15 protein-coding genes and 1 riboswitch are annotated in these 14,121 nt (G+C 70.6%); of the genes, 8 read left to right on the top strand and 7 right to left on the bottom strand.

What is annotated here, in order from left to right; translation table 11 throughout:
• The 5 genes from ACK4HH_RS11310 to ACK4HH_RS11330 form a co-directional block, all read right to left on the bottom strand.
• On the bottom strand, positions 1 to 1,290 hold a 1,290-nt coding region (locus ACK4HH_RS11310), incomplete at its 3' end, for an ATP-binding cassette domain-containing protein (protein WP_409651869.1).
• 110 nt (positions 1,291 to 1,400) lie between these two features.
• Complete coding sequence (locus tag ACK4HH_RS11315; RefSeq protein WP_409651872.1) at positions 1,401 to 2,291, bottom strand: bifunctional methylenetetrahydrofolate dehydrogenase/methenyltetrahydrofolate cyclohydrolase; 891 nt, start codon at positions 2,289 to 2,291, stop codon at positions 1,401 to 1,403.
• A gap of 2 nt (positions 2,292 to 2,293) precedes the next feature.
• Positions 2,294 to 3,571, bottom strand: coding sequence for a serine hydroxymethyltransferase (glyA, locus tag ACK4HH_RS11320; RefSeq protein WP_409651874.1), 1,278 nt, complete (start codon positions 3,569 to 3,571; stop codon positions 2,294 to 2,296).
• Between the two features lie 46 nt (positions 3,572 to 3,617).
• Positions 3,618 to 3,701: riboswitch (ZMP/ZTP riboswitch) on the bottom strand.
• A gap of 3 nt (positions 3,702 to 3,704) precedes the next feature.
• Entirely contained in the window at positions 3,705 to 4,256 is a 552-nt protein-coding gene (locus ACK4HH_RS11325; protein ID WP_409651877.1) for a DUF6036 family nucleotidyltransferase, read from the bottom strand.
• Positions 4,256 to 4,771, bottom strand: coding sequence for a helix-turn-helix domain-containing protein (locus tag ACK4HH_RS11330; RefSeq protein ID WP_409651881.1), 516 nt, complete (start codon positions 4,769 to 4,771; stop codon positions 4,256 to 4,258). Before ACK4HH_RS11330 ends, ACK4HH_RS11325 begins: the two co-directional genes overlap by 1 nt.
• A 95-nt stretch (positions 4,772 to 4,866) precedes the next feature.
• Between ACK4HH_RS11330 and ACK4HH_RS11335 the strand changes: the two genes are divergently transcribed.
• The 3 genes from ACK4HH_RS11335 (at position 4,867) to ACK4HH_RS11345 (ending at position 7,586) form a co-directional block, all read left to right on the top strand.
• Positions 4,867 to 5,433, top strand: coding sequence for an RNA polymerase sigma factor (locus ACK4HH_RS11335; protein WP_409651883.1), 567 nt, complete (start codon positions 4,867 to 4,869; stop codon positions 5,431 to 5,433).
• A complete protein-coding gene (locus ACK4HH_RS11340) occupies positions 5,430 to 6,290 on the top strand; it encodes a hypothetical protein (protein ID WP_409651886.1) in 861 nt (286 codons plus the stop codon). Before ACK4HH_RS11335 ends, ACK4HH_RS11340 begins: the two co-directional genes overlap by 4 nt.
• A gap of 90 nt (positions 6,291 to 6,380) precedes the next feature.
• A complete protein-coding gene (locus ACK4HH_RS11345; protein ID WP_409651889.1) occupies positions 6,381 to 7,586 on the top strand; it encodes a low temperature requirement protein A in 1,206 nt (401 codons plus the stop codon).
• Between the two features lie 19 nt (positions 7,587 to 7,605).
• Here ACK4HH_RS11345 and ACK4HH_RS11350 read toward each other — a convergent pair whose 3' ends face one another.
• Positions 7,606 to 8,838, bottom strand: coding sequence for an MFS transporter (locus tag ACK4HH_RS11350; protein WP_409651892.1), 1,233 nt, complete (start codon positions 8,836 to 8,838; stop codon positions 7,606 to 7,608).
• 109 nt (positions 8,839 to 8,947) lie between these two features.
• On the opposite strand from ACK4HH_RS11350, the gene ACK4HH_RS11355 reads away from it, so the two are divergent.
• Positions 8,948 to 10,177, top strand: coding sequence for a low temperature requirement protein A (locus ACK4HH_RS11355; RefSeq protein WP_409651895.1), 1,230 nt, complete (start codon positions 8,948 to 8,950; stop codon positions 10,175 to 10,177).
• On the opposite strand, the gene ACK4HH_RS11360 is transcribed toward ACK4HH_RS11355, so the two are convergent.
• The gene (locus ACK4HH_RS11360; RefSeq protein ID WP_409651898.1) at positions 10,147 to 11,346 is read right to left on the bottom strand and encodes an MFS transporter; all 1,200 of its coding nucleotides are present in this window, start codon (positions 11,344 to 11,346) and stop codon (positions 10,147 to 10,149) included. The two genes, ACK4HH_RS11355 and ACK4HH_RS11360, sit on opposite strands and share 31 nt — an antisense overlap.
• Positions 11,347 to 11,399: 53 nt before the next feature.
• Between ACK4HH_RS11360 and purU the strand changes: the two genes are divergently transcribed.
• From purU to ACK4HH_RS11380, 4 genes are read left to right on the top strand one after another with little or no spacing between them, the layout of a single operon-like run.
• On the top strand, positions 11,400 to 12,257 hold the full coding sequence (gene purU, locus ACK4HH_RS11365; RefSeq protein ID WP_409651900.1) for a formyltetrahydrofolate deformylase: 858 nt from the start codon (positions 11,400 to 11,402) through the stop codon (positions 12,255 to 12,257).
• A 9-nt stretch (positions 12,258 to 12,266) separates the two neighbouring features.
• On the top strand, positions 12,267 to 13,415 hold the full coding sequence (gene nagA / locus ACK4HH_RS11370) for an N-acetylglucosamine-6-phosphate deacetylase (RefSeq protein WP_409651902.1): 1,149 nt from the start codon (positions 12,267 to 12,269) through the stop codon (positions 13,413 to 13,415).
• Positions 13,412 to 13,597, top strand: a complete 186-nt coding sequence (locus ACK4HH_RS11375) for a hypothetical protein (protein ID WP_409651904.1) — start codon at positions 13,412 to 13,414, stop codon at positions 13,595 to 13,597. Before nagA ends, ACK4HH_RS11375 begins: the two co-directional genes overlap by 4 nt.
• Before the next feature lie 23 nt (positions 13,598 to 13,620).
• The gene (locus ACK4HH_RS11380; RefSeq protein WP_409651907.1) at positions 13,621 to 14,007 is read left to right on the top strand and encodes a hypothetical protein; all 387 of its coding nucleotides are present in this window, start codon (positions 13,621 to 13,623) and stop codon (positions 14,005 to 14,007) included.
• Positions 14,008 to 14,121: the final 114 nt, after the last annotated feature.

The following is a 14,121-nucleotide window of genomic DNA, read 5'->3' on the forward strand; positions in this document are numbered from 1 at the left end:
GAGCATGCCGATGCGCACGCGCGGCCGCGCGACGCGCCGGCCGGCATCGATCGGGATGCGCGCCGCGAGCACCGCGAGCAGCGTCGACTTGCCCGATCCGTTGGGGCCCGTGACGAGCATCCGATCGCCGGCCCGCAGCGCGAGCGTCACGGTCGCGAGCCGGCGGTCGACCGCGGCCGCGTCGAGCGCGACGAGCGGCTCGGCGGGGTCGAGTGCGGCGATGCCCGGCGGCAGGCCCGCGAACCGCAGCGGCTCAGGCGGCGCCCCGAGCTGCTCGCGCTCGAGGTCGGCCAGGCGCCGTTCGGCATCGCGCACCCGGCGGCTGACGGCGACCTCGACCGAGGCCTGCTTGAAGTTGCGCACGGTCTTGTCGTTGTCGCGCACCCGGCGGTCGGGGTTGCCGAGAGCGCGTGCGGTGACCTGCACGGTCTGGCGCAACTGCCCGAGCTCGCGCTGCTCGAGCTCGTAGGCGCGCCCCCAGCGCTCGTGCTCGAGCGCCTTCTCGGCGAGGTAGTCGCTGAAGCCGCCGCCGTACCGCACGGCCTGCCCTCCCCCGTTCTCGCCCGTTGCCGCGCGTCGGCTCGGGTCGAGGTCGACGAGCTCGGTCGCCACCTCATCGAGCAGGGCGCGGTCGTGGCTCGCGAGCAGCACGGGACCCCGCCAGCCGAGCAGCTGCTCGCGCAGCGCGTCGACGGCGCGGTCGTCGAGGTGGTTGCTCGGCTCGTCGAGCACGAGCGCCTCGGGGCGGCTCAGCAGCAGGGCGGCGAGCGCGAGGCGGCTGCGCTGGCCGCCCGAGACCGCCCCGAGCGGTGTCGAGAGCGGGATGCAGGCCACGCCGAAGGCCTCGAGCAGGGCCGCGCGGCGCGCGTGCCGGCTCCACAGCTCGACCCGCTCCGCCTCGTCGAGTGCGGCGGCGTACTCGGCGGCGGCCGCGGCATCGGTGCCGAGCGCCGAGGCCGACGCCTCGAGGCGCCGTTCGAGGGCGAGCAGGGGCGCGTCGGCGGCGTCGAGGATGCTCGAGACGGGCATCCCGGAACCGAACAGCACCTCTTGCGGCAGCCAGCCGAGCCGCGCGGGGCGCACGATCTCGCCGGCGTCGGGCTCGTCGACTCCCGCGAGCAGGCGCAGCAGGGTCGACTTTCCCGCTCCGTTCTCGCCGATCAGGCCGACGCGCGCGCCCGCGGGCACGACGAGGTCGACGGCGCGCAGCACGGCGCGGCCGTCGAGGATTCGGGTGACGCCGCGCGCGATGAGGGGCGCGCGGTCGCCGGAAATCGGGGTCGGAGACATGGGGTACCGCCGGGGTTCGCAGGATTCCCGCCGGGCTCAGCCTCGGGCGCGGGACTTCGACTGCGTCACAGCTCCATGCCTCCAGGGTAGCGGCAGCCCCCGCTGAAGGTCTAGCGGGCCTGGCGCTCCGCGGTCTCGACGACGTTGGCGAGCAGCAGCGCGCGCGTCATCGGCCCGACGCCGCCGGGGTTCGGCGAGATCCACGACGCGACCGTCGCGACGTCGTCGGCCACGTCGCCCGCGATGCGCGAGACGCCCGTGTCGGGGTCGACGAGGCGCGAGACACCCACGTCGAGCACGATCGCGCCGGGCTTCACGTCGGCGGCCGACACGATGCCCGGCACGCCCGCGGCTGCGACGATGACGTCGGCGCGGCGCAGGTGCGCACCCAGGTCGGTCGTGCCCGTGTGGGTGAGTGTGACGGTCGCGTTGTACTCGCGCCGCGTCAGCAGCGAGCCGATCGCGCGCCCGACCGTGACGCCGCGCCCGATGACGACGACATCCTTGCCCGCCCACGACAGCCCGTGCCGTTCGACGAGCTCGATGACGCCGCGCGGCGTGCACGGCAACGGGGTGTCGATCGGGCGGTCGACGCGCAGAACGAGGCGCCCCAGGTTGGTCGGGTGCAGCCCGTCAGCGTCTTTATCAGGATGCACGCGCTCGAGAATCGCGTCGGTGTCGAGGTGCTTCGGCAGCGGCAACTGCACGATGAACCCCGTCACGGCCGGGTCGGCGTTCAGCTCGTCGATGACGGATTCGAGCTCGGCCTGCGTCGTCGTGGCGGGCAGATCGCGGCGGATCGAGGCGATGCCGACCTCGGCGCAGTCGCGGTGCTTGCCCGCGACGTACCACTGCGAGCCGGGGTCGTCGCCGACCAGCACGGTCGCGAGGCCGGGCACGATGCCGCGCTCGCGCAGCGCCGTCACTCGCTCGGTGAGCTCGGCTTTGATCGCCGCCGCGGTCGCGGTCCCATCCAGTCGCTGCGCAGTCGAACTGCTCACGACTACAGCCCCGGGTAGAGCGGGAACGCGTCGGTCAGTGCCGCGACGCGCGACTGCAGCGCCGCGACGTCGGGGTTCGGCATGAGGGTGTGGGCGATGATGTCGGCCACCTCGGTGAACTCGGCGTCGGCGAAGCCGCGCGTGGCGAGCGCCGGGGTTCCGATGCGCACACCGCTCGTCACCATCGGCGGGCGCGGATCGAACGGCACGCCGTTGCGGTTGACGGTGATGCCGACGTGGTGCAGCAGGTCTTCGGCTTCGAGGCCGTTGAGGGGCGACTCGCGCAGGTCGACGAGCGCGAGGTGAACATCCGTGCCCCCCGTCAGAACGTTGACGCCGGCGGTGGTCGCGTCGTCCTGCGTCAGGCGGTCGGCAAGGATCTGGGCGCCGCGGATGGTGCGCTCCTGCCGCTCGACGAACTCTGGCGTCGCGGCGAGCTTGAACGCCACGGCCTTCGCCGCGATGACGTGCATGAGCGGCCCGCCCTGCTGACCCGGGAACACCGCCGAGTTGAGCTTCTTGAAGAGCGACTCGTCGTTGCTGAGGATGATGCCCGATCGCGGGCCGCCCAGCGTCTTGTGCACGGTCGAGCTGACGACGTGCGCGTGCGGCAGCGGCGAGGGGTGCAGGCCCGCCGCGACGAGGCCCGCGAAGTGCGCCATGTCGACCCAGAGCTTGGCGCCCACCTCGTCGGCGATGGCGCGGAAGGCTGCGAAGTCGAGCTGGCGCGAGTACGCCGACCAGCCGGCGATGATGACCGTCGGCTTGACCTCGAGGGCCTTGGCGCGCACGACATCCATGTCGACGAGCATCGTCTCGGGGTCGACGCCGTAGCTCGTGGCGTTGTAGACCTTGCCCGAGAAGTTGAGCTTCATGCCGTGCGTGAGGTGGCCGCCGTGAGCGAGCTCGAGGCCGAGGATCGTGTCGCCGGGCATCGCAAGGGCGTGCAGCACGGCCGCACTCGCCTGCGCGCCCGAGTGGGGCTGCACGTTGGCGAACTCCGCGCCGAACAGCGCCTTGGCCCGCTCGATGGCGAGGTTCTCGGCGATGTCGACGAACTCGCAGCCGCCGTAGTAGCGCTTGCCGGGGTAGCCCTCGGCGTACTTGTTGGTCAGCACCGAGCCCTGGGCCTCGAGAATGGCGCGCGAGACGAAGTTCTCGCTCGCGATCATCTCGAGCGTGCCGCGCTGGCGGCCGAGCTCCTGCTCGAGCACCGCAGCGACCTCGGGGTCGACGTCGGTGAGGGCGTCGTTGAACGAGCTGGGCAGTTTGTCAGACACGGGAGTTCTCCTTCGAGGGTCTGCCGGGCGCAGCCGGCGGGATTCTGCTGGGGGCCCAGGCGTACGGCCCCACACCGTGTCGGTCGCTCCCCGATGGTGACCCATCCGAACGCCAGTCGCGACGGTCGCAAGTCTAACGCGGCCCGAGACTCCTCACGAAGGCCAGCACCACGCTCTCGCGGGTCATCTCCAGCCTCTCGTCGGGAATCTCGCGAATGCGCTGAGCCAAGAGGGACGGATCGATCAGGCCCGCATCGACGAGAGCGCGGACAAAGGACCGATCACGCTCTTCGTTGCGTGCGAGCTTGGCTGCGCAGGTGTCGTGCGGTTCAAGACAGACTGCATCGATCTCTGACTCGTCGTCGATCGGCACACGAACAGTGCGACCCTGCCAACCCTCGGGCAACACCGCCGTGTCGACGTCTACCCCTTGCACGTAGAACCCGTGCTCATCATGGAAGTCAGACCATTCACCCAAGACGCCGTCGATGCGATCAGCTGCCTGCGAATTGACGTCTCCGAACACGGCGATGTCGAACTCGAGAGATGCCGTCGCGGCGGCAGGCAGAACGTCGTGCGTGAAGCTGCCGAGTAGAGACTGACTACCGATCACCAAGAAACGCCCGCCTCGAACAAGACGACTCGCCTCGCGAAGCGCTGTGTGCAGGTCTTCGTTCGTCGCCATCAGCGTGCTCGTCGTATCGCATCGAGTCGCTCGGATTCGCTTAGCACCCCATTGAAGGGGCCGACCTGCCGCATGTCGATCGAGTGGTGATCTGCTGAGGTCATCGCATGCAAGAGGCCGGGTAGATCCCGTGCACCAGCAAGGACCATCCACTCGTCCAGCAGCCCGGCCGTGTAGGGATCAACTCTGCTGCGGGCTTCGGTTGCGACGCGTTCGACGCCAGCGAGAGTCGCATCCGTGTCGCGCAGCAGACGCTCGGCGACTTTCTTATGCAGTTCGAGCGCGACGCGCTCTTCGCGGCGCTCCAGCCTCGGATTCGTCGCCGCACTGACGCGGACGCTCACGGTCGCATCGAGCGCGCCGAGTACACGCCGCAGAGTGTCGAGCTGGATACGACCGCCCGCCTCCGCACGCTCATAGTTCTGCACGGTTGCGGGGCTCACGTCGAGGCGACGAGCCAGTTCGCGCACGCTCACGCTTGAGCGCTCGCGCTGGTGCCGAATAAGCGTGCTCACGACGTGCTCCCTCATGCGTATGCTCACAAGCATACACCTTTGGCGTTTCGCTGAACGAGATGTAACCCACTGGGTCGAGCGGACACTATCGAGGTGTGGAGCATGACGATCGAGCGCTGTGGGACCGCGTTCTCGGTGGAGACCAACGCGCGTTCGGCGTGCTGTTCGAGCAGCATCGAGATCGCGTCTTCCGAGTCTTGTTGCGGTCCAGCCCGGTCACGGCGGATGCGGAAGACCTCACCGCAGTCGTTTTCCTCGAACTGTGGCGCCGCCGCAACTCCGCACGCTTCGTCGACCGCTCGTTGCTGCCGTGGCTGCTGGTGACGGCGGGGAACGTCGCTCGCAATGCGGCGCGCAGCCGGCGCCGTTACGAGCGGTTCCTCGCGGCGCTGCCTGCTCCTGAAATGGAGCCCGACTTCTCACCGGCCGTCGATGAGCACCTCGACACCAAGCCCGCGACCGATGCCCTGAGCACCGCGCTCGCTCGGCTCCCTGCGGTCGACCACGCGCTCATCACCCTGACCGCCATCGAAGGCTTCGCTCTCGCCGAGGCAGCCGATGCTGTCGGGCTCACCTATGGCGCGGCGAAGACCCGCCTGTCTCGAGCGCGACGGCGGCTTCGCGACTCGCACCCTCACTTCTCAGTAGCGGAGGCAACATGAACCCGGAATTCTCAGTCGTCCGGAGTGACGCGATGCGCGCGCAACTCGAACAAGCCGTGGCCGTGAACGCGCACACCGCTGCGCGTCGGGTTCCCGGATGGATCACGGGGACGTCGTTGCTGATCGTCGGACTGGTCGCAGGCGGCGCCGTCTCGGCCGCGGCCGTCACTGGCCTGCAATCCGCCTCCCTCCCCGATGGGTCGGCTACCGCCGAGGCTGAGGCCCCTCCGGGAGTGCTGCCTGGGATGCCGATCGTCTCACTTCTCGGCGAGACCGCAAGCTACGAGATCTTGGGTGAGGCATCCGTCGAGTTACCAATTCCACCAGACGGCGCGACTCACGTTCGAGCCACCATTTCGTGCCGCACGGTCGGCGCATTTAGCTGGGGCACCGACCCGGCGGGCAACAATCCCTCGCTCTACTGTCGAGCTGCTGATGTGACGTCCGGTTCGGGGAACGCGTCGATGGACTTCCCTCTCGACGCGGGCACGCAGCTACTCTTCGCCCAGACGGGTCCGGAGGGCCGCGCACTTCTCGTGGTGCAGTACGTCAATTACGTGCCGACCGCGCTCGGGCGCAATCCGTCCGGTGAGACCTACGGCGTGGCCGGCTTCGGTCTGGAGCCTGACCTCGTCGCGGTCGACGGCATCGCGCCTGACGGGTCGTCGTTCGTCGGATACGCGCGAGCGACCGATCTCGACGCGTTCGGGCCCGACTGGCCGGGGCAACCGTCCAGTCCGGAGCAGGCACTGGAGTGGCAGCGTGAGCGAGACCAGCGGTACCCAGACGGATGGGAGATTCCGGTCTACTCTTCCGACGGCCGAACGGTACTCGGAACGTTTCTGATCTCGAACTAGCGCTGTCGCTGAGCCTCGCAGAGCCTCTCGGCCGAGGATCACTTCAGCTAACCACGGCGATACTGAGATCTGCTCTGCGATGATGCGGAGATGTCGAATCGAGCGAACTCGGGCCTGCGGGTCAATCTGCTGCGCCCGTCGAGCGGGTCGGGCTCGGAGCGCGCCGACCGGGTGAGCTTCGTCGAGCTCTTCTTCGACCTCGTCTTCGTCTTCGCGCTCACGCAACTGAGCGACGTCGTCGCGCACGTCGACTCGGTGCCCTCAGGGGTTGTCGCGGTCGTGCTGCTGCTGGCGATGTGGTGGCTCTGGATGCAGACCACCTGGACGACGAACTGGCTCGACCCGCAGCGGCTCGAAGTGCGGGCGATGCTGATCGCGCTCGCCTTCGTCGGCCTCGTCGTGTCGCTCTCGCTGCAGGAGGCCGCGGGCGAGCGCGCGCTCGTGTTCGCCCTCGCCTACGTCGGCCTGCAGGTGGGGCGCACGCTCGCGATGATCGCGGCGACCGCACACCACGATCGGGCCGCGAACGCGGACTTCCGGCGCATGGCGGCCTGGTTCGCGCTGAGCGGCGTCGCGTGGATCGCCGGCGCCCTGCTCGGCGGCATCGCGCTGGTCGTGCTCTGGGTCGTCGCCGTCGCGATCGACTACCTCGGCGCGGCCGTGTCGTATCGCACGCCCGTGCTGGGCCGCGGCGACATGGAGCGGTGGGACCTCTCGGCGGCGCACATCGCCGAGCGGGCATCCCTCTTCGTCATCATCGCGCTCGGCGAGACCTTCCTCGTGACGGGCTTCGCCTTCGTCGCGGAGGAGCTCACCGTCGAGCGCTCGCTCGCCCTCGTGAGCGCCTTCCTCTCCGCCGCCGCGATGTGGTGGTTCTACTTCGACCAGGGCGAGTGGTGGGGCGAGCGCCGACTGAAGAAGGGCGCCAAGACGGGAGCGATCGCGCGCGCCGCCTACGCCTACGCCCACGTCGTCATCATCGGCGGCATCGTGCTGACCGGCGTCGCCGACAAGCTCGTGGTCGGCAAACCCGACACGTGGTCGACGATCGCGCTCGTGAGCATCGTCGGCGGCCCCGCGCTCTATCTGCTGGGTTGCGCGATCTTCCGCCGCATCGTGGGCGCACCGGGCGTGCTCGTCGCGGTCGTCTCCGGCCTCGGGATGCTCGCCCTGACCCCCCTCGCCCTCATCGCGTCGCCCGTGCTCGTGTCGCTGAGCGCCACGGCCCTGCTCGTCGCGACGGCCGCGCTCGACACCCTGCTGCGCGTGCGCCGCGGCGGGAAGTCGCGCGGCTAGCCGCGCGGTTGGCCGACGCCTACGGCGACTCGGCCTCGACGATCGCGATCGGGCGGGTCACGAGCGGCACACCGCGCGCCCGCCGCCGCGCCTCCATGATGATGAGGGCGAGGATCGCGAGCGCGAGCGCGCCCGCCTCGACCCACGGCAGCCAGGTCGTGCCCGAGAACGAGAACAGCACGGCGCCGATCGCGGCTCCGCCGCCGATGCCGATGTTGAACGAGGTCGTCAGCAGCGCCGCGCCGACGTCGCGCACGTTGGGCGAGGCCACCTGCAGCAGGCGCGTCTGCAGCAGGGTCGGCAGGCCGCCGAAGGCCGCGCCCCACACGACGAACGCGATGACGACCACGACGGGAATCCCGGCGAAGAGCGCCAGAACGCTGACGGCCAGGATGACCCCCGCGAGCATCCCGTACAGCCCGCCCCGCGGGTACCGACCGCCGACCACGCCCGCGAGCACGAGCCCGATGGCACCCGCACCGCCGTAGAGGAACAGCAGGATGCTGAGCGCCTCGGGCGCGAAGCCCGCGGTGTCGAGCACGAACGGCGCGATGTAGGTGTAGAAGACGTTGTGGCCCGTGACGATGATGACGACGAGCAGGCAGATGAAGAGCACGGAGGGCATCGTGGGGTCGCGCCGCACGGGCACCGTGATCTCGCCCGTCGCGAGCGTCACGCGGTGGTCCACGGCGGGCAGGAACCGGATGACGAGCACGACGAGCACGACGACGACGGCCGCGATGACCCCGAACGCGGCCCGCCACCCGAGCGCGATGCCGAGCGCTGTGCCGAGCGGCACCCCGAGCACGAAGGCCGTCGTGCCGCCCGCACTCGTGACGGCGACGGCACGCGCGAGCTGGTGCCGCGGCACGAGGTGCCCGGCGTAGGCGCCCGCGATGGCCCAGAACAGGCCGTGCGCAATCCCACCGAGCACCCGGGCGCCGATGAGCAGCTCGTAGCTCGGCGCGATCGCGGCGAGCACGTTCGCGAGCGCGAAGACCGCGAGCACGGCGAGCAGCAGGCTCTTGCGCGAGTAGTGCCGGGTGAGCGCCGCGAGCGGAGCCGCCGAGACCACGACGGTGCCCGCGAAGATCGTGATGAGCAGGCCGATCTGCGACTCGGTGACGGCGAGGTCGCGCGCCATGACGGGCAGCAGTCCCGTCGGCAGGAACTCGCTCGTGACGAGTACGAAGATGGCGGTGGCGAGGGTGATGAGCCCGACCCAGGGGAACGGGCGGTCAGCAGAAGACATGGGTAGCAGAACGCTTTCGCGGTCGGCGTAACGGGCCGACTCCTCCGGGGATGCCCGAGCGGAACATCCACATCTACGCTAGCGCTACCGCCAGCCACCAGGAGTGCCCGTGACCCGCTACCTGCCCGTCGTCCGCCTGTTCCGCAGTCGGGAACCCGGCGCCGATCGCGTCGCCTTCATCGAGCTGTTCTTCGACCTCGTGTTCGTGTTCGCCGTCACGCAGCTCTCGCACCACCTGATCGAGCACGTGACCTTCCGCGGCGCCCTCGAGACGCTCGTCATGCTCGTGGCCGTGTGGTGGGTGTGGATCTACACGACCTGGGTCACGAACTGGATGAACCCGGAGAAGGGCCCCGTGCGGTGGATGCTCATCGCCCTGATGCTCGCCGGCCTCGTGCTGAGCACCGCCATCCCCTACGCTTTCGACGACCGGGGCCTGCAGTTCGCCCTCGCCTATCTCGTCATGCAGATCGGCCGCACGATCTTCGTCGTGATCAGCTACCGGCGCATCGGTGAGCCCGAGGCGGCACTCAACCTGACACGCATCACCATCTGGTTCGTCTACTCGGCGCCCTTCTGGATCGCCGGAGCGCTCATCGGCGGCGACCTGCAGCTCGTGCTGTGGTCGATCGCGCTCGCCGTCGAGCTCTCGGCGCCCGCCGTGCGGTACTGGGTGCCGGGCATCAAGGCCTCGCCGATCGAGAGCTGGCAGGTCGCGGGCGGGCACATGTCCGAGCGCGCGGGGCTGTTCATGATCCTCGCCCTCGGCGAGTCCATCATCGTCACGGGCACCCTGTTCAGCCGGTCGGAGATCACGACCTCGACCGTGCTCGCCCTGCTCGCGGCCTTCGTCGGAACGATCCTGTTCTGGCTGCTCTACTTCAGCCACGGGGCCGAGCACGGCAACCGCTTCATCAGCGCCTCCGAGCAGACCGGCCGCATCGCGCGGCTCACCTACACCTACCTGCACATGGTGCTCGTGGGCGGGGTCGTGCTGCTCGCGGTGGGCGACGACCTCGTGCTCGCGCATCCCGACGACCCGCTCGATGCCGCGACGAACGCGATCGTCGTCGCGGCTGCGGCGCTCTACCTGCTCGGCAACCTGCTGTTCAAGCGCTCGATCGGGCGACCGTGGCTGCGCTCGCACCTGCTCGGCATGGCGGCCCTTACGGCGCTGTGGGCGCTCGCGCCGCTCGTGCCCGGCATGACGCCGCTCGCCCTCACCTGGATCGTCAACGGCATCGTCGCGCTCGTCGTCGTCATCGACGAGTACGTCTGGCCCACCGATGAGGAGGCCGAGCGCGAGGCTCAGGAGGCGGCGGACTCCGTCGAGATCTGAGCCTCGGCCCGCCGGGCGAGCAGACCGACGGCGGCGACGAGCACGAGAGCGGCGAGCAGCAGCGCGACGGTGACGAGCGGCAGCGCCGCGAGCGACCAGGCGCCGATGACGATCCCGCCGAGCAGCGCTCCGCCCCCGATGCCGATGTTGAAAGCGACCGTCAGCCAGGCCGCGGCGATGTCGCGCAGGGCAGGGGATGCCGTATGCAGCAGGCGCGCCTGAAAGATGACCGGCACCCCGCCGAGGAACGCGCTCCACAGCACCAGGAAGACGACGACGGCGGCCGGCTGGTCGGCGAGCACGGCGAGCGCGGCGACGGAGCCCGCGACGCCGACGAGCAGCACCGGCAGCAGCGCGCGCGGGAAGCGGTCGCCGAGCACGCCCGCCAGCACGACGCCGAGCGCGCCCGCCACCCCGAACAGCAGCAGGATGCCCGCGACGGCGCCCGCCTCGATCCTCGCGACCTCGATGACCCACGCCGCGATGTACGTGTAGAACGTCGCGTGCCCGAGCGTGACGAGCACGACGGTGGCGCACAGCACGACGACCGGCACGATGGTCGCGTCGCGGCGGGCGGTCGGCAGGGCGGCGGCGGCCGCATCCCCCGCCCGGTGCTCGACCGGCGGCAGCACCACGACGATAAGCGCCGCGATGACGACCACGAGGCCCGCGATGACGGCGAACGACGCGCGCCAGCCGACGGCCGCGCCGAGCAGGGTGCCGAGCGGAATTCCGGCGACCGTCGCCACCGTCGCGCCCGAGGTCGCGATCGCCACCGCGCGCGCGAGGCGGTCGGGAGTGACGAGGCGGGCGGCGTAGGGCGACACGACCGCCCAGAACACTCCGTGCGCGGCGCCACCGATGATGCGCGCGACGACGAGCACGGCGTAGCCCGGAGCGAGCGCCGCGACGAGGTTCGCGACCGCGAAGACCGCCAGCAGCGCCACGAGCAGGCGCTTGCGCGGCACCGCCCGCGTCAGGTGGGTGAGCGGCGCGGTCGCGACGACGACGGTGCCCGCGAAGACCGTGATGAGCAGGCCCACCTGCGCCTCGGTCACGCCGAGTTCGTCGCGCAGCTGCGGTAGCAGCCCGATGGGCAAGAACTCGCTCGTCACGGCGACGAAGATGCCCGCCGAGAGCAGCAGCAGCGAGGTCCAGGGCAGGCGCACGCGCTCAGCGTAGCCGCGCAGGGCTCGCGCGCCCCGGCGAATAGGCTGGAGGAGTGAGCCAGACTCCCTACCACTGGATCGTGACGCTCGTCTGCGACGACCGCCCCGGCATCGTGCACGCCGTCACGGGCGCGATCGTCGCGGCCGAGGGCAACATCACCGAGCTGCAGCAGTTCTCGAGCCTCGGCTCGGGCCGCTTCTTCCTGCGACTGCAGACCGAGACGGCCGCCGACCACGACGCGCTGCTCGCGGCGCTGCGGCCCGTCATCGACCGCTACGGCATGCAGTGCCGCATCGACGCCGTCGGCCGGCCGCTGCGCACGCTCGTGCTCGTGTCGAAGGCCGCCCACTGCCTCAACGACCTGCTCTTTCGCCAGCGCAGCGGGCACCTGCCCATCGAGATCCCCCTCGTGCTCGGCAACCACCCCGACCTCGGCGAGCTCGCCGCGTTCTACGACGTGCCGTTCGAGTCGCGGCCGGTCACGACGGCCGACGAGAAGGCGGCCATGGAAGCCCGCATCCTCGAGGTCGTCGAGCAGCACGACATCGAGCTCGTCGTGCTCGCGCGGTACATGCAGATCTTCTCCCCCGAGCTCTGCGCGGCGCTCGAGGGCCGCGCCATCAACATCCACCACTCGTTCCTGCCCGGGTTCAAGGGCGCGAACCCCTACGCCCGCGCGCACGCCCGCGGCGTGAAGCTCATCGGGGCGACCGCGCACTTCGTGACGAGCGACCTCGACGAGGGCCCGATCATCGAGCAGAACGTGACGCGCGTCGACCACTCGCGCTCGGCCGACGAGCTCGTCGTGATCGGCCGCGACATCGAGAGCCGCACGCTGAGCCAGGCGGTGCGCTGGTTCGCCGAAGACCGCGTGCTGCTCGACGGGCAGCGCACGATCATCTTCACCTAGGGGGCTGCCGTGCCGACGCTGCTGACGAACGCGAGCCTGCTCGACGCTGACGGCCGTCGCGACGGCTGGGTGCTGCTCGATGGCGACCGCATCGCGGCGACCGGGCTGACGGGGGTGGATGCTCCGCCTCCCGCCGCGACCACGATCGACCTCGGCGGGCGCACCGTGACGCCCGGCTTCATCGACCTGCACGGCCACGGCGGCGGCGGCGCCGCGTACGACAACGGGGCGGAGGAGATCGCCACGGCGCTCGCGGTGCACCGCGCGCACGGCACGACCCGGTCGGTCATCTCGCTCGTCGCCAACCCGCTCGTCGACGTTCGCGAGTCGCTCGCGCTCGTCGCCTCGCTCGCCGAGGCCGACCCGACGATCGTCGGCTCGCACCTCGAGGGCCCCTTTCTCGCGATCGGCCGCCGCGGCGCGCACGCACCCGAGTTCTTGCGCGAGCCCGACCCGCAGACCATCCAGGGCCTCATCGACGCCGGGCACGGCACCATCCGGCAGGTGACAATCGCACCCGAGTTGCCGGGGGCCCTCGACGCCGTGCGGCAGTTCGTCGACGCGGGGCTCGTCGTGGCGATCGGGCACACCGAGGCCGACGAGCACGTGGCACGGGCGGCCTTCGAGGCCGGGGCGACACTCGTGACGCACGTGTTCAACGCGATGCCGGGCATCCACCACCGCGACCCTGGCCCGATCGCGGCGGCGTTCGACGACGACCGCGTGTCGCTTGAGCTCGTCGCCGACGGCGTGCACGTGCACCCCTCCGTCGTTCAGATGGTCTTTCGCGCCGCTCCGCACCGCGTCGCGCTCGTGACCGACGCGATGGCGGCGGCGGGCGGGGCCGACGGGCACTACCGGCTCGGGTCGCTCAACGTCGACGTGCGGGGCGGCATCGCGCACCTCGCGGGCACCTCGACGATCGCGGGGTCGACCCTGACGCAGGATGCCGCGCTGCGGCACGCGGTCATGGTCGCGGGGGTCGACGAGGCCGCGGCGGTCGAGGCGCTCACGCGAACGCCCGCGTGCGTGCTGGGCCGCGACGCCGAGTGGGGTTCGCTCGCCGCGGGGTACGCGGCCGACCTCGTGGTGCTCGACGAGCACTGGCGGGTCGAGCGCGTGTGGGCAGCGGGCGTCGAGATCGCAGCGAGCGCATGAGCGGCGCCGAGCACCCCACCGTCGCGATCGTGACCGGCGGGGCGAGCGACTGGTCGACCGGACGCGTCGACGACTGGGTGGGCACGGCGGTGACCGTGCGGGCATCCCGCATCGCCGACGCCGTCGTCATCCGCGCGGGCTGGTCGGCCGACCCCGAGCGGCACGCCGAGCTCGGAGCATGATGCCGCGGCAGACGGCTCGTCACATGAGCATGCGTGCCGCTGCGCCGCTCGGTGCCGCCGCGCTGATCGGCATGCTCACCGGGTGCGCGCCCGCTGCGCCCATGGACGCGAGTTATCGCGACGGCAACTACCGGGCCGAGGGCGCGTACCAGTCACCGGCCGGCGGCGAAAGCATCATCGTCGTGCTCGAGCTCGAGAATGACATCGTGACCGGGGTCGAGATCGGCTTGTACCCGACCAGTGCAACGAGCTCGACCTACCAGTCTGAGTTCGCCAGCGGCATCGCCGAACTCGTCGTCGGGCGAGACATCGACGCTCTCGACGTGACCGTCGTGGCCGGCTCGTCGCTCACGTCAACGGGGTTTCGCGAGGCCGTGACCACCATCAAGGCGGAGGCGCTCGAGAGCTGAAGGACGACGTGGGGCAAACCCTTGAGACCAGTTCAGCGAATACCCACCGAGACCCGACAGGCTGATGGCTGTCGGCTGAGTGCCGCCTGAATCCCGCGACGCCCTGGAGATCCG

It is taken from the genome of Microcella sp. (assembly GCF_046296455.1).
GTDB lineage: Bacteria > Actinomycetota > Actinomycetes > Actinomycetales > Microbacteriaceae > Microcella.

Bases quoted from the DNA above. Each gene is read 5' to 3' on its own strand.
- ACK4HH_RS11380 (WP_409651907.1), top strand. From the start codon at position 13,621: ATGAGCATGCGTGCCGCTGCGCCGCTCGGTGCCGCCGCGCTGATCGGC.
- ACK4HH_RS11325 (WP_409651877.1), bottom strand. From the start codon at position 4,256: ATGGCGACGAACGAAGACCTGCACACAGCGCTTCGCGAGGCGAGTCGT.
- ACK4HH_RS11340 (WP_409651886.1), top strand. From the start codon at position 5,430: ATGAACCCGGAATTCTCAGTCGTCCGGAGTGACGCGATGCGCGCGCAA.
- ACK4HH_RS11375 (WP_409651904.1), top strand. From the start codon at position 13,412: ATGAGCGGCGCCGAGCACCCCACCGTCGCGATCGTGACCGGCGGGGCG.
- ACK4HH_RS11350 (WP_409651892.1), bottom strand. From the start codon at position 8,838: ATGTCTTCTGCTGACCGCCCGTTCCCCTGGGTCGGGCTCATCACCCTC.
- ACK4HH_RS11345 (WP_409651889.1), top strand. From the start codon at position 6,381: ATGTCGAATCGAGCGAACTCGGGCCTGCGGGTCAATCTGCTGCGCCCG.